This is a genomic window from Micromonospora sp. HB375 (assembly GCF_017872985.1).
GTDB lineage: Bacteria > Actinomycetota > Actinomycetes > Mycobacteriales > Micromonosporaceae > Micromonospora > Micromonospora chalcea.
Genome location: NZ_JAGGJO010000001.1, coordinates 1,375,311 through 1,393,533, shown reverse-complemented (window position 1 = coordinate 1,393,533; position 18,223 = coordinate 1,375,311). Strand labels below are relative to the sequence as shown.

17 protein-coding genes are annotated in these 18,223 nt (G+C 72.7%); 4 read left to right on the top strand and 13 right to left on the bottom strand.

Features of this window, described 5'->3' with window-relative positions; translation table 11 throughout:
• The first annotated feature begins 24 nt into the window (after positions 1-24).
• A complete protein-coding gene (locus J3R08_RS06745) occupies positions 25-699 on the top strand; it encodes a helix-turn-helix domain-containing protein (RefSeq protein ID WP_209960386.1) in 675 nt (224 codons plus the stop codon).
• A 57-nt stretch (positions 700-756) separates the two neighbouring features.
• On the opposite strand, the gene ispG is transcribed toward J3R08_RS06745, so the two are convergent.
• The 5 genes from ispG to J3R08_RS06720 form a co-directional block, all read right to left on the bottom strand.
• Entirely contained in the window at positions 757-1,932 is a 1,176-nt protein-coding gene (gene ispG / locus J3R08_RS06740; RefSeq protein WP_030504228.1) for a flavodoxin-dependent (E)-4-hydroxy-3-methylbut-2-enyl-diphosphate synthase, read from the bottom strand.
• A gap of 9 nt (positions 1,933-1,941) precedes the next feature.
• Positions 1,942-3,189 carry an RIP metalloprotease gene (locus J3R08_RS06735; protein ID WP_030504229.1) on the bottom strand — a complete coding sequence of 416 codons (1,248 nt, stop codon included), beginning with the start codon at positions 3,187-3,189 and terminating at the stop codon, positions 1,942-1,944.
• Positions 3,186-4,400 carry a 1-deoxy-D-xylulose-5-phosphate reductoisomerase gene (gene dxr / locus J3R08_RS06730; RefSeq protein ID WP_209960384.1) on the bottom strand — a complete coding sequence of 405 codons (1,215 nt, stop codon included), beginning with the start codon at positions 4,398-4,400 and terminating at the stop codon, positions 3,186-3,188. Before dxr ends, J3R08_RS06735 begins: the two co-directional genes overlap by 4 nt.
• Before the next feature lie 154 nt (positions 4,401-4,554).
• Positions 4,555-5,784: a PP2C family protein-serine/threonine phosphatase gene (locus J3R08_RS06725; protein ID WP_209960382.1), complete on the bottom strand. Its 1,230-nt coding sequence runs from the start codon at positions 5,782-5,784 to the stop codon at positions 4,555-4,557.
• Positions 5,785-5,846: 62 nt separating this feature from the next.
• A complete protein-coding gene (locus J3R08_RS06720) occupies positions 5,847-6,392 on the bottom strand; it encodes a GNAT family N-acetyltransferase (RefSeq protein ID WP_043325869.1) in 546 nt (181 codons plus the stop codon).
• Positions 6,393-6,443: 51 nt separating this feature from the next.
• On the opposite strand from J3R08_RS06720, the gene J3R08_RS06715 reads away from it, so the two are divergent.
• On the top strand, positions 6,444-7,286 hold the full coding sequence (locus J3R08_RS06715) for a YhjD/YihY/BrkB family envelope integrity protein (RefSeq protein WP_043325870.1): 843 nt from the start codon (positions 6,444-6,446) through the stop codon (positions 7,284-7,286).
• A gap of 9 nt (positions 7,287-7,295) precedes the next feature.
• Here the strand turns inward: J3R08_RS06715 and J3R08_RS06710 are convergent, their stop codons facing one another.
• Positions 7,296-8,465, bottom strand: coding sequence for an alkaline phosphatase PhoX (locus J3R08_RS06710; protein ID WP_209960380.1), 1,170 nt, complete (start codon positions 8,463-8,465; stop codon positions 7,296-7,298).
• A gap of 104 nt (positions 8,466-8,569) precedes the next feature.
• Positions 8,570-8,989 (bottom strand): 50S ribosomal protein L7/L12, encoded by a 420-nt coding sequence (locus tag J3R08_RS06705; protein WP_043325875.1) that lies wholly within the window; start codon positions 8,987-8,989, stop codon positions 8,570-8,572.
• A 66-nt stretch (positions 8,990-9,055) separates the two neighbouring features.
• Here J3R08_RS06705 and J3R08_RS06700 point away from each other — a divergent pair, with 66 nt between their 5' ends.
• Positions 9,056-10,666, top strand: coding sequence for an NAD(P)/FAD-dependent oxidoreductase (locus J3R08_RS06700; RefSeq protein ID WP_209960378.1), 1,611 nt, complete (start codon positions 9,056-9,058; stop codon positions 10,664-10,666).
• 56 nt (positions 10,667-10,722) lie between these two features.
• Here the strand turns inward: J3R08_RS06700 and J3R08_RS06695 are convergent, their stop codons facing one another.
• Both J3R08_RS06695 and J3R08_RS06690 read right to left on the bottom strand, forming a co-directional pair.
• Positions 10,723-11,361, bottom strand: coding sequence for a TMEM175 family protein (locus J3R08_RS06695; protein WP_051611534.1), 639 nt, complete (start codon positions 11,359-11,361; stop codon positions 10,723-10,725).
• 107 nt (positions 11,362-11,468) lie between these two features.
• Entirely contained in the window at positions 11,469-13,037 is a 1,569-nt protein-coding gene (locus J3R08_RS06690; RefSeq protein WP_209960376.1) for a Rieske 2Fe-2S domain-containing protein, read from the bottom strand.
• Between the two features lie 247 nt (positions 13,038-13,284).
• Here J3R08_RS06690 and J3R08_RS06685 point away from each other — a divergent pair, with 247 nt between their 5' ends.
• Complete coding sequence (locus J3R08_RS06685) at positions 13,285-13,509, top strand: hypothetical protein (protein WP_082931019.1); 225 nt, start codon at positions 13,285-13,287, stop codon at positions 13,507-13,509.
• Between the two features lie 69 nt (positions 13,510-13,578).
• Here the strand turns inward: J3R08_RS06685 and J3R08_RS06680 are convergent, their stop codons facing one another.
• From J3R08_RS06680 to frr, 4 genes are all read right to left on the bottom strand, one after another.
• Entirely contained in the window at positions 13,579-14,769 is a 1,191-nt protein-coding gene (locus J3R08_RS06680; RefSeq protein WP_069089228.1) for a DivIVA domain-containing protein, read from the bottom strand.
• Between the two features lie 22 nt (positions 14,770-14,791).
• Entirely contained in the window at positions 14,792-15,937 is a 1,146-nt protein-coding gene (gene rlmN / locus J3R08_RS06675) for a 23S rRNA (adenine(2503)-C(2))-methyltransferase RlmN (RefSeq protein WP_104113933.1), read from the bottom strand.
• Between the two features lie 104 nt (positions 15,938-16,041).
• Entirely contained in the window at positions 16,042-17,364 is a 1,323-nt protein-coding gene (locus tag J3R08_RS06670) for a phosphatidate cytidylyltransferase (RefSeq protein ID WP_209960374.1), read from the bottom strand.
• Between the two features lie 251 nt (positions 17,365-17,615).
• Positions 17,616-18,173, bottom strand: coding sequence for a ribosome recycling factor (gene frr, locus J3R08_RS06665; RefSeq protein ID WP_043325889.1), 558 nt, complete (start codon positions 18,171-18,173; stop codon positions 17,616-17,618).
• Positions 18,174-18,223 lie beyond the last annotated feature (50 nt).

The following is an 18,223-nucleotide window of genomic DNA, read 5'->3' as shown; positions in this document are numbered from 1 at the left end:
CGGGCCGGGCGTAGCGTGCCCGCCATGGGGGCCTCCTACCACCAGTTCTGCCCCGTGGCGAAGGCCATGGAACTGCTCGACGAGCGGTGGACGCTGCTCGTGGTCCGGGAGCTGGTCAGCGGCTCGGAACGCTTCAACGACCTGCGCCGGGGCCTGCCCCGGATGTCACCCACGCTGCTGTCGCGCCGGCTGCACCAGCTCGTCCGCGCCGGGGTGGTGGAGCGGCGGGTCGACGGCGCCGACGTACGCTACGTCCCGACCGCCGCCGGGCGGGAGCTGCGGCCCGTGCTGGAGGCGCTCGGCGCCTGGGGCGTGCGCTGGATCGGCGAGCTGGGCGACGCCGACCTGGACCCGAAGCTGCTGCTGTGGGACATGCACCGGCACGTCGACCACGACGCGGTCCCGCCGGGGCGTACCGTCGTGCGGTTCCGCTTCCGGGACGTGCCGGCGGCGCAGCGCGACTGGTGGCTGGTGATCGCCGCGGGCGAAGCCGACGTCTGCGACATCGACCCCGGGCACGACGTGGCGGTGACCGTCACCGCGGACCTGCGTGCCCTGGTGCAGGTCTGGATGGGCGACCTGGGGTGGGCCGCGGCGCTGCGCGGCGGCGCGGTGGAGGTGAGCGGGCCGGAGGCGCTGCGGCGTGCCGCGCCCGGCTGGTTCACGCTCTCCCCGTTCGCCGCCGTGCCCCGCCCCTGAGACGGCGCGTGCGGCCGCCCCCGACGGGGACGGCCGCACGGCGACGCGAAAAGCAGATCAGTGCACGGTGACGGTGGCGCCGCCCGGCACCAGGTCGCGCAGCTCCTCGGGGATCTCGGCGCCCATCTCGTCGGCGATCCGCAGCGCCTCCTCGATCAGCGTCTCCACGATCTGCGCCTCGGGCACGGTCTTGACGACCTTGCCCTTGACGAAGATCTGGCCCTTGCCGTTGCCGGAGGCCACACCCAGGTCTGCCTCGCGGGCCTCACCCGGACCGTTCACCACGCAGCCCATGACCGCGACGCGCAGCGGCACCGGCAGCCCCTCCAGACCGGCGGTGACCTCCTCGGCCAGCTTGTAGACGTCGACCTGCGCCCGCCCGCAGGACGGGCAGGAGACGATCTCCAGGCCGCGCTCGCGCAGGCCCAGCGACTCCAGGATCGCGGCGCCGACCTTGATCTCCTCGACCGGCGGGGCGGACAGCGAGACCCGGATGGTGTCGCCGATCCCCTCGGCCAGCAGCGCGCCGAACGCCACCGCCGACTTGATCGTGCCCTGGAACGCCGGACCGGCCTCGGTCACACCGAGGTGCAGCGGGTAGTCGCACTTCTCGGCCAGCAGCCGGTACGCCCGGATCATCACCACCGGGTCGTTGTGCTTGACCGAGATCTTGATGTCCCGGAAGCCGTGCTCCTCGAACAGCGAGCACTCCCACAGCGCCGACTCGACCAGCGCCTCGGCGGTGGCCTTGCCGTACTTGGCCAGCAGGCGCTTGTCGAGCGAGCCCGCGTTGACGCCGATCCGGATCGGCACACCCGCGTCGCCGGCGGCCCGCGCGATCTCCTTGACCTTGTCGTCGAACTGCCGGATGTTGCCCGGGTTCACCCGCACCGCGGCGCAGCCGGCGTCGATCGCCGCGAAGACGTACTTCGGCTGGAAGTGGATGTCGGCGATCACCGGGATCTGCGACTTCTTGGCGATCGCGGGCAGCGCCTCCACGTCGTCCTGCGACGGCACGGCGACCCGGACGATCTGGCAGCCGGACGCGGTCAGCTCGGCGATCTGCTGGAGCGTGGCGTTGACGTCGGCGGTGAGGGTGGTGGTCATGGACTGCACCGAGACCGGCGCGCCGCCGCCGACCGGCACCGAACCGACCATGATCTGGCGGCTGGCCCGGCGCGGGGCCAGCGGCGGCGGCGGTACGGGGGGCATACCGAGACTGACAGCGGTCACTTCAGGCACTCACCTTGAGAAGAGCGTGATGGGGTTGATGACATCGGCGGTGACTGTCAGCAGCGTGAACGCGCCACCGATCAGGATCACCGCGTACGTGAACGGCATGAGTTTGAGGTAGTCGACCCGGCCGGGATCCCGGCGGCCGATGCGCGCGTACAGCCAGGAGCGCGCCCGTTCGAACCAGGCGATGGCGATGTGCCCGCCGTCCAGCGGGAGCAACGGCAGCAGGTTGAACACGCCGATGAAGAAGTTCAGCGACACGAAGAGCATGAAGAACACCAGCCAGGCGTTGTTCTCCACGGCCTCGCCGCCGAGCCGGGTGGCGCCGACCACGCTGATCGGGGTGTCCATGTCGCGCTCGCTGCCGGTGATCGCGCTCCACAGCGCGGGCACCTTCTGCGGGATGCGCTGCATGGCGTGCGCGGTCTGCACCGCCATGGTGCCGGTGAAGTCGGCGGTGGCGCCGAACGCGGCGATCGGGCCGTACTCGACCCGCGGCGGGGTGCTCGGCCGCAGGGCCACGCCGAGCGCGGAGACCGACGAGGTGGCGCCCTTCGGATCGTCCAGCGGCGGGCGCTGCACCGCGGCCAGGTCGACCCGGGCCTCCTGCGACCGGCCGTCGCGCTCGAAGGTGACGGTGGCCGCGCCGGGCGGGGTGGCCCGGACCACGTCGAGCATGTCGCCCCAGGTGGAGACCGGCCGGCCGTTCACCGCGGTGATCCGGTCGCCGTCCTTGAGCTGGGCCTTCTCGGCCGGGCTGGCCGGGTCGTCGGCCTGGCAGGCGCGGGCCGCATTCTCCACCACGACGCAGGGGGCCAGCGCGATCACGGCCGGCTCCGCCTTGAAGCCGTCCTCGGTGGAGGGGAACTTCGGGTTCGGCAGGCCGGCGGTGATCGCGATGATCCAGAGCGCGATCAGGGCCAGTGCGAAATGGGTGATCGAGCCGGCGGACATCACGATCGTCCGCTTCCAGACCGGGTAGCGCCACATCGCGCGCTTCTCGTCCCCGGGCTCGACGTCGTCGTCCTGCGGCGTCATGCCGACGATCTTGCAGAACCCGCCGAGCGGAATGCCCTTGATGCCGTACTCGGTCTCGCCCCGCTTGAACGACCACAGCGTCGGGCCGAAGCCGACGAAGTAGCGGGTGACCTTCATCCCGAACGCCTTGGCGGTCAGCATGTGCCCCGCCTCGTGCAGGCTCACCGAGATGAGAATCGCCAGGGCGAACAGCACCACCCCGAGCAGATAGCTCATCGAGCTCCTTCCACCGACCCGACGATGATCTCCTGGGCGTGCGCCCGTGCCCACGACTCGGCGGCGAGCACGTCCTCGACGGTACCTGGTTCGTCGAAATCGGGTGCGTCCTCCAACACCCACTGGAGGGTGTCGACGATCCCGAGGAACGGCAGCCGGCCCGCGACGAACGCGGCCACGCACTCCTCGTTCGCCGCGTTGTAGATCGCCGGGCGGCAGCACCCGGCCTCACCCGCCGCCTTGGCCAGCGCGACCGCCGGGAACGCCGCGTCGTCCAGCGGGAAGAACTCCCAGGTGTGGGCAGTGGTCCAATCGACCGCCGAGGCCGCCTCGGGCACCCGGTCCGGCCAGCCGATGCCCAGCGCGATGGGCAGCCGCATGTCCGGCGGGCTGGCCTGGGCGAGCGTGGACCCGTCGGTGAACTCGACCATCGAGTGGATCACCGACTGCGGGTGCACCATCACCTCGATGTCGGCGTACGGCACGTCGAACAGCTCGTGCGCCTCGATCACCTCCAGCGCCTTGTTGACCATCGTGGCGGAGTTGATCGTGACGACCGGGCCCATGTTCCAGGTCGGGTGCGCCAGCGCCTGCTCCGGCGTGACGGCGGTCAGCTCGTCGCGCCGCCGCCCCCGGAACGGGCCGCCGCTGGCGGTGACCACCAGCCGCCGCACCTCACCCCGGGCGCCGCCGCGCAGGCACTGCGCCAGCGCCGAGTGCTCGGAGTCCACCGGGACGATCTGCCCCGGTCGCGAGACGGCGGCCTTGACCAGCGGGCCGCCGGCGACGAGGGACTCCTTGTTGGCCAGGGCGAGGGTACGCCCGGCGTGCAGCGCGGCCAGCGTCGGCGGCAGGCCCAGCGAGCCGACCACCCCGTTGAGCACCACGTCGCACGGCCACTGCGCCAGCTCGGTCATCGCGTCCGGCCCGGCCACGATCTTGGGCAATTTGAAGTCACCGGTGGCCCAGCCGCGCTTGCTCGCCTCGGCGTAGAACGCGAGCTGAAGGTCCTGCGCGGCGGATGCGCGGGCCACGCCGACCGCCTCCACGCCCAGCTCCAGCGCCTGCGCGGCGAGCAACTCCACGTTGCCGCCACCCGCGCCGAGGGCCACCACCCGGAAGCGGTCCGGGTTGCGCTTGACGATGTCGATGGCCTGGGTGCCGATCGAGCCGGTCGAACCGAGCAGCACGAGATCTCGGGGAGTGGTCACCGGACCATTGTTCCCCAGCGCCTCACCCCGGTTCGTCCCGGAGTGCCCGGCGGCATGATCGACTCCACTTCGCCGAGGTGGTGGCATCCCACGCGCCGCGATGCCACCACTTCGGCGAACTGGTGTCGATCACGCCTCGATCGCCTCCTCGACGCTACGGGGACACGATCGTCCCGTCTGGCGCGGTGAGGTGCTCCAGGTGCGCCAACGGCAGGTGCGAGGGCTGCCACTCCAGGAACAGCGCGGTGGCGTCGTCGTCGAGCTGGTCCTGCTGGTAGGCGAGGACGGCGCGCACCAGTCGGCGCATCGTCTCCGGGCTGGGCAGCCGCTCGTTGAGGGCACGCTCGACGAAGTCGACGAGCCGGTCCAGCCCGAACCGTTCCCCGTCGTCGCCCCGGGCGTCGGTGATGCCGTCGGTGTACGCGAGGATGCGGTCGCCCGGGTGCAGCGCCTCCTCGTGCGCCCGCGGGCGCCGCGTCGACAGGTTGCCCAGCCCGAGCGGCAGCGCGGTCGGTCCGGGCAGTGCCCGGACGGCCTTGCCGTCCCGCAGCAGCATGGCGCCGGGGTGGCCGGCGTTGATGATCCGCAGCACGCCGGTCCGCCGGTCGAGTTCGGCGAGCAGCGCGGTCGCGAACAGGCCGGGGTGTTCGGAGCGGACCCACCTGTCGATGCTGATCGCCGTGTCGACCAGGTCGAGACCGGTACGCCGGGCGTTGCGGTACGCGCTGACCACGAGCGAGGCCATCGCGCTCGCCTTGATCCCGTGCCCGCAGGTGTCGAAGAGCCCGACGCTGAGCACGTCACCGTTGAGCGCGTAGTCGAAGATGTCCCCGCCGACGTCGTAACACGGTTCGAGGATGGCGGTGATCACCAGCTCGTCCGTTGCGAAGGTCAGCGGCGGCAGCAGCCCCCACACGGTCTCGGCGGCGACCTGCATCGGCAGGCGGCGGCGAATCCGTTCCACGACGTCGCCGTAGAGCCGGCGGTTCACCAGGACCTGAGCGACGGCGACCGCAACCTCCCAGGCCGGCCGGTCCAGCGCGGGGTCGCCGGCGCGCGACGACACGATCTCCAGTGCCCCCAGCCGTTCGCAGCCGAGCAGCAGGGGCACCCAGAGCCGGTCCGGGCGGTCGGGAGCGCGCTGCACCTGGAGGCAGGTGAACGCCCGGCCGGCCAGCGTCGTCTCGATCGTGAGTTCGTCCCGAGGCGCGCCCGCGCCGACCAGGGGTACGAGCGAGGACTGCGTGTAGTCGGCCAGGTAGATCACGATGTCGGTGGCCCCGATGGCGGGCGCGACCCGGTTCACCAGGAGCGACAGGTCGTCCGGGCCGCCCCGGGCGGCGTGGAGGTGCAGCCAACGCGCTGCGTCGCCACCGTCGACCATCAGTGCCTCCCCCGTATCCCCACCACCGTAGGAGGCCGAGGGCGAACTGCCAACGGCACGGCTCAGGCCGGACGTTCCAGGACGAACGTTTCAACCTCGGCACCGCCGTACCAGTCGGTGCGCACGCCCACGTGCGTCATGCCGAGGCGCCGGGCCACCGCCATCGAAGGGTCGTTCCCGGCCATCACCACCGCGTACACCCTCGGGGTGCCGGTGGCGAACTCGCGCTCCAGCACCGCGCGGGCCGCCTCGGTGGCGTAGCCGTTGCCTTGGGCGTCGGGGTGCAGGTGCCAGCCGACCTCGATGTCGTCGGTCAGGGTGACGCCGTCGCGTCCCGGCAGCGGCTTGAGCAGGATGCTCCCGGCCACCGGCCCGCCGGCGCGCGGCTCGATCGCCCACAGGCCCCAGCGGCCGCCGTACGGCGCCCAGCGTTCGTGCCAGGACCGGACCCGCTCGCGCGCCTCGGACGGGTCGGTCATCCGGCCCTTGCCGCCGCCCAGCCAGCGCATCACCTCGTCCCGGGAGTAGATGTCGTAGATCCGGGCCAGGTCGTCCGGGGACTCGGTCCAGTCCCGGAGCACCAGCCGGTCGGTCGTGGCGATCGTCATGCCGCCGGATCGTAATGCGTGGCGCGGGGCCGTACGGGGAACGAGAGGGCGATGGGCGACGGGTGGGATCGGGCGAAGCGGATCACGGCTGCGGCGTTCCGGCCGGTCCGCGGCCGGGATCTCTCCCTGCACGCCGCCGCGATCACGTTCTACGGCGCGATCGCCGTGGTGCCGGTGGCGCTGCTGGCGATCTGGCTGACCGGGCTGCTCGCCGGGGCGGACCGGGTGCGGCGGCTGACCGGGTACGCGATCGAGACGCTGCCCACCGAGATCGGCGCGCACCGGGCGGCGGCCGCGCTGGTCGAGGCCGGGCTGGGGCTGACTCCGCTGCTGGCGCTGGCCTCGCTGCTGCCGGCCTCGCTGTACGGCGAAGGTCTGCGCCGCGCGTTCGTCTCGGTGGCCGAGCCGCGCGCCGAGTCCGGTGCGCTGGTCGGCTGGCGGGGTCGCCTGCTGCTGCTCCCGCTGCTGGCGCCGGCCCCGGCGCTGCTGCTGTCGATCCTGCTGGGGCTGCCGCTGACCACCCGGCTGGTACGCCAGGGCGGCTGGATCGGCGCGCTCGGCGTGGTGCTGTCGTTCCTGGCGGTGTGGCTGGTGCTCACGCCGGTGCTGATCTGGGTGTTCCGGGTGGTCGGCCCGGCCTCCCCGGACTGGCTCGCCACCGTCGTCCTGGGCTCGTTCACGGCGGCGAACCTGTCCGGTTTCCTGCACGGTTTCGTGCTGTTCTGCTCGCTGCCGCTGGACCTGGGCGTGCCGTTCGGCGGGTTCGACGAGATCGGCGGCGGCGTGGCGGTGCTGCTGTGGCTGTACCTGTTCCACGTGATCGTGCTGTCCGGCTATTCCGCGACGCTGGCGGCGAGCCGGTGGCGGGCCGCCCGGGAGGCGGCCCGCGCCTGACGGGCGGCGTCAGCGCCGGAACGGGCCGCGCACCTCGTACGTGATGCCGCCGGTGCCGGCCCGGGCGCCGCTGGTGCCGCGCTGGGACGAGAAGTAGAGCCGGCTGCCGTCCGGCGAGAACGCCGGCCCGGTGATCTCCGACTCGGACTGCCCGAGCAGCCGCACGAACGGGGTCACCACACCGGCGGGCGTGATCACGTTGATCTCCATGTTGCCGCCGTCCTCGGCCACGTAGAGGTCGCCGCCGGCGGTGCCGGTGATGTTGTCGACGCCGGTCAGCGGCGCGGCGCCGGCCGGCACCAGCGAGTCGTCGTACGCGAGGTCGAGCCGCTGGTTCACCGCGTCGTACGCCCACACCCGGTTGTCGCCCTTGGTGGTGAACCAGCAGGTGTCGTCGGCGTACCAGCAGCCCTCGCCGCCGTCGAACGTCTGCGCGGCGCCCACCTGGTGGCGGGTGGGCACCGGGAACCCGTCCCGGTCCGGCAGGTCCCGCCAGGTCACCGGGCCGGTGACCTGGCCGTCCGGGGCGCAGAGCACCTGCACCCGGCCGGTGCGCAGGTCGCCCCAGGTGTCCGGCACGAACCGGTAGAAACAGCCGTCCGACTCGTCCTCGGTCAGGTAGACCACCCGCCGCCGCGGGTCGCAGGCCGCCGCCTCGTGCTTGAAGCGGCCCATCCGGGTCCGCTCCTCGCCGGCCCGGCCGCCCTCCGGCCAGGTCTCGAAGACCCGGCCCAGCGGCACCTCCTCGCAGGACAGCCACGTCCCCCACGGGGTCGGCCCACCGGCGCAGTTGACGTTCGTGCCGCCGAGGATCCGGTACGCGGCGGCCATCGCGCCGTCGGCGGCGAACCGCACCGCCGACGCGCCGCCGACGAGCGGCACCTCCGAGTTGGAGACGTAGATCCAGCCGTCGCCGGACGGGAAGCAGGCGCCGCCGTCCGGCGCCGGGTGCCAGGTGTACGAGGTGCCGGCGACCCGCTGCCCGGAACGCGCGATCACCCTGCTGGTGAAGCCGGCCGGCAACTGGAGACCGTTGACGTCGGCGGACAGCAGGTCGCCGTACGGGCCGGGGCCGGGCTGGGCGGGCTGGGCCGGTGCGGCCGCGGCGGCCCAGAGACCACCGGCGAAAGCGGCGGCGCCGCCGACGGCTGTGGCACGCAGGACGGTACGACGATCCATCGGGGGTTACCTCCCGGAGGCGGTGGGTGTCCCGTCGACGGTAGGACGGAAATGCATCGACAACTGCCACTATAAGGTGAACGCCCGGTGGCGGCCGTCCGGCGTCAGAGGCCCTCGACGTACCGCTTCGCGTCGGCGAGCGACATGTGCGTGTGCTCGCGTACCACCTTGATCGCCTGGATCTTCTCGCCCCGGTGCAGCAGCCGCGCGGCCTCGGCCCGCACCGCGTCGTCGACGCCCTTTCCGGGCGCCGGAGGGCCGGGCGACCAGGACCCGCCGGCCGCCAGCGCGTCCACCGCCTGCTTCGCCTCCAGCAGCGACAGGCCGGTCTGCTCACGCAGCACCTTGACCGCCTCGACCCGGCGCCCCGCGTGGATCAGGCGGAGCACCTCGGCCTGCCCGCCGCCGGCCGGGCGATCCGGGGCGACCAGGTCCCGGGGGCGGTCGCGCCGCAGCACGAGCAGGAGCAGGAACACCACCACGACGAGCGCCACCGCGAGCGCGATCTGGACAGCCGGAGACATGCCGGGAACGGTAGCGCCCCGCTGCGAACCCTCCCGCCCGTGCCCGGCCGCCGCTAGGGTCGCGGCATGAGCGAACGCACCGGGAGCGACGCGAGTGAGCTGCCGTCCCGCGCCGACGTCGTGGTGGTCGGCGCCGGGCACAACGGCCTGGTCTCGGCGATCCTGCTGGCCCGCGCCGGCCTGGACGTGCTGGTGCTGGAGGCGTCCGGGGTGATCGGCGGGGCGACCCGCACCGAGAACCCGTTCCCGAAGGTGCCGGGGCTGCGTCACTCCACCGGGTCGTACCTGCTCGGGCTGATGCCCCCGGAGCTGCTGGCCACGCTCGACGTGACCATCCCGGTACTGCGCCGCGACCCGCACTACTTCCTGCCCACGCCGGGCGGGCTCGGCTCGCCGTACCTGCTGGCGGGCAGCGACGTGGCGGCGAGCCGGCGGCAGCTCGCGGAGATGTTCTCCCCCGCCGACGTGGCAGCCGACGACGCGCTGCACGCCGAGCTGACCCAGCTGCGGGAGGATCTCGCCCCGGCGTGGCTGGCCGAGCCGCTGCCGGTCGAGGAGACCGCCGAGCGCTACGTGCGGCCCGCGCTGCGGCAGGTCTTCGTCGACCTGGTCCGCGGCTCGGTGGCCGACCACCTGGCCCGCTTCGACTTCCGCTCCGAGCTGCTGGTCAGCATGTACGCGGTCACCGACGGCCTGTCCGGGCTCAACGCCGGCCCGGACGACCCCGGCACCGGGCACAACTTCCTGGTGCACAACATGTGCCGGCTGCCCGGCGCGGACGGCACCTGGATGATCACCCGGGGCGGCATGGGCACGGTGTCGCGCACGTTCGCCGAGGCCGCCGTGCGCGCGGGCGCGCGGATCGTGGCCGACGCGCCGGTCACCGCCATCCGGCTGACCGGGGGCGCCGCCGCCGGAGTGACACTCGCCGACGGGCGGGAGGTGGACGCCCCGGTGGTGCTCGGCGGCTGTGACCCGTACCGGCTGATGGAGCTGCTGCCCGACGGCGCGCTCCCGGCGGAGCTGAGCACGCGGATGGCGGCGGTCCGCCGCCCCGGCACCACGCTCAAGCTCAACCTGGCGCTGACCGGGCTGCCCCGCTTCTCCTGCCTGCCGGCGGACGCGCCGAGCCCGTTCGGGTCGACCATCCACCTGCTGCCCGGCTCGGCCTCGCTCGTCGGCGACGGCGGCGAGTCGCCGATGGCGGCGCTGCGCGGCATGTGGGCGGACGTGCGGGCCGGGCGGCTGCCGGACGAGCCGACGATCGAGTGGTACCTGCACACGACTGTCGACCCGTCGCTGTCCGACGAGGCGGGGCACCACTCGTCGGCGCTGTTCGTCCAGTCGGTCCCCTACGAGCTGGCCGGCACCACCTGGGACGCGGCGCTGCCCGGCTACGTGGAGCGGCTGCTCGCGATCTGCGAACGGTACGCCCCGGGCGCCGGTGACCTGGTCGCGGACGCGGTGCCGCTGCCGCCGCCCGGCATCGAGGCGCACTTCGGCATCACCGGCGGGCACATCCACCACGTCGACAACACGGTGTCGTTCACCGACCGGATGCCGTACGCGACGGGTGTGGACGGCGTGTACGCGGGCAGCGCCGGCTGCCACCCGGCGGGCAGCGTGATCGGCGCGGCCGGGCACAACGCGGCCCGCCGCATCCTCGCCGACATGTAAGGAAGGGCCCCTTATTAACGCCTCCGGTAGAGGAAGGGCCCCTTCTTAACAACCGCTCACGGCGTGTCGGGCGCCTCCTGGCCGGCGGGCGGGAGATCGCCCGGACCCCGCACCAGGTAGACGCCGACCAGCAGCAGGTACGCCAGCAGGCTCAGCAGCGGGTCGATGAACACGATGGCGAACGCGACCAGGTAGAGCAGCGGGCCGAGCCGGAACCGGCGGGCCACCGCGCTCGCCAGCCTCGGGTCCAGATCCGCGTGCAGCAGCCCGCGGCGGCGCGCCCACCACCAGCTCAGGTTGAAGAAGAGCGCCTCGCCGAGCACCACGCCCACGTACAGCGCGGCGGTCAGCCGCTGGTCGCGTACGGTGCCGCGCAGGTTGTCCGCGAGCAGGTCGGCGGTGAACGGGATCGCCGCCACGAACATCAGCAGCAGCAGGTTCAGCACCAGCAGCATCTGGTCGACCCGGCGGACGTAGCGCCACATGTTGTGGTGGGTCAGCCAGACCTGGCCGACGATGGCGAAGGTGATCACGTACGCCAGGTAGGCCCGCCACTCCTGCACGAGCACCGCGGCCAGCCCGTCGTCCTGCGGCAGGTCCGGGTCGAACGCCAGCAGTTCGACGGCCATCAGGGTGAGCACGATGGCGATCACCGCGTCGCTGAACGCCTCCACCCGCGAGGCGTCCCGCGCCATCTCGCTGCCGCGCCCGAACCGGTACACCGGTTCCCTGTCCGCACCCGTCACGCCGCCCCCTCACGACCGATGGTCGCGTGCCGGGGGCGGCGTGCGGGGCGAAACCGTCAGACGGCCGGCGTCGAGGTCTCCGCGTCCGCGCGGTGCGCCCGGATCTTGTGCCCGACGCTGGTCAGGCAGCGGCCGCTGGCCAGGTCGAACTTCCAGCCGTGCAGCTGGCAGGTCAGCTGGTCGCCGTCGACGATGCCGAACCGGCTCAGGTCCGCCTTCAGGTGCGGGCAGCGCCGCTGCACCACCCAGCCGTCGAGCGTGATGTCCTCGGCGTCGACGGCCCGCTCGTGCTCGTCGTACCAGCCCTCGGCGTACTGGAGGCGCTCCTCGGAGAGGCACTTGAAGAAGGCGTAGACGAACTCGTTGTACTGGCCGATGCGGGCCGCCGAGAAGCGGCACGACAGGAACAGCGAGTTGACCCAGTCGACCTCGCCGATGTGCAGCAGGTGCTCGATGAGCGCCCGCTCGGTACGGAAGCGGTAGCGGACCTTCTCGTCCGCGTACGGCCGGACCTCCTTGCCCGGGAAGTCCACCACGATGGATTCGACCTCGGAGCCGTCGTAGCCGACCAGGTCGAAGCGGACCGGCCCGCCGACGCCCTTGGCCAGGTAGATCGACTCGTCCAGCAGCGGCTCGATCCGGCGCTTCATCTCACCCAGCACGTCGACCTCGGGGTGCCGCCAGGACGCCTTCTCGGCCTCGATGACGCCGCGCTTGCGCTCCCGCATCTCCTCCAGGTGGGCGACCTTGTTCGCGAAGAACTCCTCCACCGGCACCGGGTGCGTGGTGGTCGCGCCCTCGGTGGTGATCTCCGAGACGCTGCCCGGCAGCAGCACGATGCCGTTGGTGCCGCCGACCTTGGCGTACTCGGACAGGAACACCGACTGGTCGGGGAAGATGTTGCCCTCGTCGCCGAAGATGTCGTTGAACTGCCACAGCTCGTCGTCGAGGAAGCACGGCGGGCCGGCGATCGGGAAGACGTGGTCGGCCTTCAGGTCGTCGATGTAGCGCCACGTGCGGTCGAACTGCCGGTCCCGCTTCTGCTTGCCGAACGCGGTCTTCGCCGCCTGCGGCAGTTCGTAGACCATCGGGTACCAGATCGCGCCGGAGAACTGCAGCATGTGCGCGTGCACGTGGCCCAGCTCGGCGAAGACGCTCAGGTCGGTCGGGCGGGCGTCGTTCTGGTTGAGCAGCCGGACGCCGTCGTACTCGACCCAGAGCGAGGAGTCGCCGATCGGGCCGTCGGTTGGGCTGGTCAGCGCCTGGATCATGATCTTCAGGCCGCCGGGCAACTCCACGACCTGCTCGTTCGGGGCCTTGAGGAACTTGGTGAAGCCCAGCTCCCGGAACTCGTCCTCCATCTCCGAGGTGGGGAACTCGGGGAGCAGGACGGTGGCGTCCTTGGACACGAAGTCGCGCAGGTGCTTGGCGTCGAAGTGGTCCCGGTGCAGGTGCGACACGTACAGGTAGTCGACCTGGCCGAGGGTCTCCCAGTCGAGCAGGGAATTGTCCGGGAAGGGGAACCACGAGGCGAAGTAGGCGGGATTGACCCACGGGTCGCACAGGATGCTGCCCGCGGCCGTGTCGATCCGCATGCTGGCATGGCCCGTACCGGTCACTCGCACCGCAGTCCCCCTCAAAAAGGCATCAGGTGTACGTCAAGACGCTACCGGAGGCAGTGTGCTCGCCGTCCCGCGACGCCGGTAGTGCCCAACCGCCCCGACCCGGACGGGACCTACGGCCCGGGTCATGCGACAACCACGCTGTCGCCCGCCCGGGTCATCAAGCGCACCGGAGGCCGGACCCTGCGCCGGGGCCGGTTGAGGGCGTGCCAGACTGATCGGAGATCCGATCGCGAGGGAAGGACCGACAGTGGCAGGAGACGAGCCGGTAACCGCGCCAGATCAGCACAAGCCCGGGCACCGCAAGTCCGGACGGATCGGCGCGTTGCTGTCGGCGCTGGTCTTGGTTCTGATGGCGCTCTGCGGGATCGAGGAGGGCCGGGTGGAGCACATCTGGCTGTTCGGGATCGCCGGGCTGCTGGTCGCCATCGTCATCGGCGACGCCGTGCTGCGCCGCAACGGCCTGCGGTCCTGACGAGCGGCGCAAACGGTACGCGGAAGGGCCCACCCCTCGCGGGGTGGGCCCTTCGTCGTCGGGTGCGGGTCAGCGGCCGAGCAGGATGTCCTGCACGTCCTTGAGCGCGGCGTCGACCTCGGCCTCGAAGTAGCCGCCGGGCACCAGCCCGAAACGCAGCGTGTCGAGGTCCTTCGGGTTCACCGGCATCGGGTTGCGGCCCTGCATGCCACCGAGCAGCGTGTCGAAGAACCGGTCGACCTGGTCCGGGTCGTACCCGCTGCCGAACCGGCGGACCTGGAAGCTGCGCCGGATCTGGTCGACCCGGTAGAGGTCGCTGCCGGGCGGGCCGGCCATCGGCGGGCCCACCATCGGCGGACCGGCGACCGGCGGGGTCACCAGCGGCGGGCCGGTCATCGAAGGGCCGGGGCCGTAACCCTGGTCCGGCGGCCCGTAACCGGGCTCCGGCGCGCCGTAGCCCTGCTGCGGCAGCGCGGGCGGGCCACCCGGGCCACGACCACGCAGCTCACGCTCGGGCATGCGGATCTCGGCGGTCATGTCGGCACGCCCGCGCCGGCCGGCCTCGAAGCCGTCGAAGCGCTCCTCCTGGCCGTACCCGCCGGGGCCGCTGTCCTGGCCGTACCCGCCGCTGTCCTGGCCGTAGCCGCCCGGACCGGTGTCCTGGCCGTACCCGCCGGGGCCGCTGTCCTGGCCGTAGCCGCCGGGGCCGGGCGGCAGGCCACGCGGCGGCGGGCCGCCGTGCCCGATCGGCGCGCCCGGGCCCATCGGGCCGGGGCCGCCCGGGCCACGCGGGCCGTCGTAGCCACCGCGCGGACCGTCGTACCCGCCGGCGAACGCGCCGGTCGGCTCGTCGTAGCGGCTGCCGTAGCGGTCGGCGGGCGGGCCGGGCTGGGCCGGCATCTGCCGGGGCGGCATCGGCGGCTGCGGCACCGGCGACATGCCCCTGTCGTCGCGCATCGGCGGGCCGAGCCGGTCGGGAATCCGGGGGTCGCCACCGCGCCCGGCGGGGGCGCCACCGCGCTCCTCCAGCTCGGCGAGCTGCCGCTCGACCCGGTCGAGGTGCAGGTCCACCTGCCACTCGTCGTAGCCGTTGAAGCGGACCCGGAAGACGACGTCGTGGACCTCCTGGGAGGCCACGGGCGCGCCGACCGGCTGACCGGCGAGTGTCGCCTCGACCCGGTCCAGGAAGGCGTCGACCTCGTCGACCTTGTATCCCCGGCGGAGCGCCTTACGCCGGAAACGCTGACCCTGACTCGCCACTATGTCTCCTGGTCTCGTACCGCTACGCCGTTGCCGCGCGTGAGTCGCCGTCCGTGTCCCCGGCGGCGGCGAGCTGGCCACACGCCCCGTCGATCTCGCGTCCCCGGGTGTCCCGCACGGTGGTCGACACCCCGGCGTCGCGCAACCGCCGGACGAACTCCCGCTCGACCGGCTTCGGGCTGGCGTCCCAGCGGCTGCCCGGAGTCGGGTTGAGCGGGATCAGGTTCACGTGGGCCAGCTTGCCGGCCAACAGCCGCCCGAGCAGATCTGCTCTCCACGGCTGGTCGTTCACGTCCTTGATCATCGCGTATTCGATGGACACGCGACGCCCCGTCGTGGCCGCGTAGTCCCACGCCGCGTCCAGCACCTCGGACACCTTCCAGCGCTGGTTGACCGGGACGAGTTCGTCGCGCAGCTCATCATCGGGGGCATGCAGCGACAACGCAAGGGTCACGGAGAGGTCTTCGCTGGCCAGTCGCCGGATCGCCGGGACCAGCCCGACCGTGGAGACGGTGATGTGCCGCTGCGACAGGCCCAGGCCCTCCGGCGCCGGAGCGACCAGCCGGCGGATCGCCGCCACCACCCGCGAGTAGTTGGCCAGCGGCTCGCCCATGCCCATGAACACCACGTGCGACAGCCGCGGCGGCGAGCCGGACACCGCGCCGGAGGCGGCCACCCCGGCCAGGTAGACCGCCTGGTCGACGATCTCGGCGGTGGACAGGTTGCGGGTCAGCCCGGCCTGGCCGGTCGCGCAGAACGGGCAGGCCATGCCGCACCCGGCCTGGCTGGAGATGCAGACGGTCACCCGGTCCGGGTAGCCCATCAGCACGCTCTCCACGAGCGAGCCGTCGTGCAGCCGCCAGAGCGCCTTACGGGTCGCGCCGTCGTCGCAGGCCAGCTCGCGTACCGGGGTGAGCAGGGTGGGCAGCAGCTCACCCGCCAGCCGCTCCCGGGTCGCCGCCGGCAGGTCGGTCATCCGCTCCGGGTCGCGCACCAAGCGGCCGAAGTAGTGGTTGGAGACCTGCTTGGCGCGGAACGCCGGCTCGCCCAGCTCGGTGACGAGCGCCTGCCGGCCGGACAGGTCCAGGTCGGCGAGGTGGCGCGGAGGCATCGAGGGTCGGCGGCCGCGGGCGTCGGGGTCTACGGAGATCAGCGGGAGACTCGTCATGGCGCGTCCAGTCTGACACGCTCCCGCCCGGACGCACCCGTCCGTACGTGTCGAATCGCCCCCGGCCGCCCGGCCCGCCGCGGGTCCCCGCCGTGACGCATACCTCAGCTCACCACCGGGACGAACACGGCGAGCAGAAGGTAGGCCACCGGCACCGCGAACAGGATCGAGTCGAGCCGGTCCATCAGACCGCCGTGCCCGGGCAGCAGGTTGCTCATGTCCTTGACGCCGAGATCCCGCTTGATCATCGACTCGGCGAGGTCGCCGAGCACCGCGGAGACCGAGATCGCCATCCCGAACAGCGCGCCCCACCAGGGCGCCACGTCGAACAACACCCACAGCAGCACCGCGCTGCCCGCCGCCGCGGCGGTCACCGAGCCGGCGAAGCCCTCCCAGGACTTCTTCGGGCTGATCGTGGGCGCCATCGGATGCTTGCCGAACGACACGCCGGCCGCGTACCCGCCGGTGTCGGAGAGCACCACCGCGACGAGCGTCACCAGCACCCGCAGGTGCCCGTCGCCCGGCGCCGCCGCGAGCATGGCCGCGAACCCGGCGAGGAACGGCACGTACACCGCGATCAGGGTGGCCGCGGTGAGGTCGCGCTGGTAGTTGCCCGGCCCGTCGCCCAGCCGCCAGATCATCGTGCCGAGCACCGTGACCAGCAGGCCGAGGCAGAGCGCGTCCGGGCCGGCGAACCAGGCCAGGCCCACCGTGATCACGCCACCGGCGACCAGCGGCGCCAGCGGCGGGTGGGCGCCGCTGCGGCGTACCGCCCGGGCCATCTCCCAGATGCCGATCCCGACCGCGGCCGCCAGCACGGCCAGGAACGCCGGCATGAAGAAGAACAGCGGCACCACCACCGCGGCGCCGAGGGCCACCCCGACGCCGATCGCGGCCGGCAGGTTGCGCCCCGCCCGGGACGTCGTCGGCGTGGTGGTCGGCGGACGCTCGGCGCTCGCCCGCCGTCGCCCCCGACCCCGGCGACCTGGCGGCGGCTCGGGCTCGGGCTCGTCGCGTACCGCCGGGATCTGGTCGGTGGGCTCGTCGCGCACCGGCGCGATCTGCGCGGTCGGGTACTCGTCGTCGCGGGCCGGCTCACCCCACGGGCCGCGGTGCTCCGGCCCGTCGGGCCGGCCGCGGTCGCCGGCCGGCGGTCCGTCGTACCGGCCCGGTCCGTCGTGGCGCCGACCGCTGTTCGGGTACGGCCCGGCGTACGTGTCCGGGGCGGCGTACGTGTCCGGGGCGGCGTACGTGTCCGGGGCGGCGCCGGGGCGGGCGTAGCCGCCCGGCTCGGTCGGGTGGGTGGGCGCCGCCGGGGCGGGCCGCCAGGGGCCCGGCTCCAGATCGGTGTCCGGCCAGGGCAGAGCGGGGGCCGGACGGTCCCAGCCACGCGGCTCGGTGCTGCCGTAGGGGTCGGGGTGGGACATCACGCACCGGCAGCCGGTACGAGAGCCACCACATGACGCAAGACCAAAACCATCCCCTACCGGCGTGAGACTTCTGTTGACCGACCGACGGCCGGGCGACCCCCGCCGTTCACCCCGTGGTGGCCGGGAATCGTGCCGAGCCTACTGCACCCGCCGGAGCCCCGAGGGTCTGCGCCGCCGGGCACGACGACGGCACCGGGCCGCCGCCCGTGCGGGCGACGGCGGCGGTGCCGTGCGGGGTACGCGCGCGCTCAGACCTCGAGCAGCTCGTTCTCCTTGTGCTTGACCAGCTCGTCGACGGTAGCGACGAAACGCTGGGTCAGATCGTCCAGCTCCTTCTCCGCGCGCCGGCCCTCGTCCTCGCCGACCTCGCCGTCCTTGACCAGGCGGTCCAGCTCCTCCTTGGCCTTGCGGCGGATGTTGCGGACGGCGACCTTGGCCTCCTCGCCCTTCTGCCGGGCGACCTTGATCATCTCCCGGCGCCGCTCCTCGGTCATCTGCGGCAGGACGATGCGGAGCTGGTTGCCCTCGTTGTTCGGGTTGGCCCCGAGGTCCGAGTCGCGGATCGCCTTCTCCATGGCGCCCAGCTGCGAGTTGTCGTACGGCTTGATGATCACCATGCGGGGCTCGGGCACCGCGATGGAGGCCATCTGCGGCAGCGGGGTCGGGCTGCCGTAGTAGTCGATGACGATCCGGGAGAACATGGCGGCGTTGGCGCGACCGGTACGGATCCCGCCGAACTCCTCCTTGGCGTGCTCGATGGCACGCTCCATCTTCTCCTCCGCCTCGAGGAGGGTGTCGTCGATCACCGGTCTCCTCGCCTCCTTCTGTCGCTCGTCGTGGGTAGTGCGGGTGCCGC